Source organism: Pseudomonas sp. WS 5410 (assembly GCF_012985645.1).
Classification (GTDB): Bacteria; Pseudomonadota; Gammaproteobacteria; order Pseudomonadales; family Pseudomonadaceae; genus Aquipseudomonas; species Aquipseudomonas shahriarae.
Genome location: NZ_JAAQWS010000051.1, coordinates 1 through 1,121, shown reverse-complemented (window position 1 = coordinate 1,121; position 1,121 = coordinate 1). Strand labels below are relative to the sequence as shown.

The window sequence follows — 1,121 nt, the reverse complement described above, 5'->3', positions numbered from 1 at the left end:
AACATCACCAACCCTGTGACTGTGACCCTGGATAACAATCAGGTCATCACCATTGGTGTGAACCAGTCGAGCGGTACTGTCTCGGTTGTGGCTCCGGATGATGTGTACAAAGGCGACCAAACGGTTACTACCGGCATCAAGGAAGTCACCGGTGGCACGCACTTTGAAAATCTGGTTCCTGGGACTGACAAGGTCACCACGACTGTTACTGATACCCCAGGTACCGATAACACCACGACCGTGACGCTAACGGCTCCGTCGGAAGTGAGTGAAGGTGGGAAAATCACCTACACCGCTACGCTTTCTAATAAAGCGGATACCGACGTCACCCTGACGCTGGACAACAAGCAAACCATCACCATCAAGGCCGGCGAAACTGTTGGTACCGTCACCGTTGATGCTCCAGGCGACGACGTGTTCGTCGACAAGAGCACCCAGACCGTCCAGATCACCGGCACCGACGGCGGCAACTTCGAGAAACTCGTGGTTGCTGGCAATGGCGCGACTACCACCATCAACGACACCATCGACAAAGTCGATGTGATCCTGACCGCCACCAAAACTGTGGGTGAAGGCGGCGAGATCGTCTACACCGCCACCCTTGTGGATAAAAACGGCGCGCCGGTGACCAACATCACCAACCCTGTGACTGTGACCCTGGATAACAATCAGGTCATCACCATTGGTGTGAACCAGTCGAGCGGTACTGTCTCGGTTGTGGCTCCGGATGATGTGTACAAAGGCGACCAAACGGTTACTACCGGCATCAAGGAAGTCACCGGTGGCACGCACTTTGAAAATCTGGTTCCTGGGACTGACAAGGTCACCACGACTGTTACTGATACCCCAGGTACCGATAACACCACGACCGTGACGCTAACGGCTCCGTCGGAAGTGAGTGAAGGTGGGAAAATCACCTACACCGCTACGCTTTCTAATAAAGCGGATACCGACGTCACCCTGACGCTGGACAACAAGCAAACCATCACCATCAAGGCCGGCGAAACTGTTGGTACCGTCACCGTTGATGCTCCAGGCGACGACGTGTTCGTCGACAAGAGCACCCAGACCGTCCAGATCACCGGCACCGACGGCGGCAACTTCGAGAAACTCGTGGTTGC

1 protein-coding gene is annotated in these 1,121 nt (G+C 55.2%); it reads left to right on the top strand.

Features of this window, described 5'->3' with window-relative positions:
* The coding region (locus HBO24_RS29310; protein ID WP_346343271.1) for an immunoglobulin-like domain-containing protein at window positions 1–1,121 on the top strand (1,121 nt) is incomplete at both ends.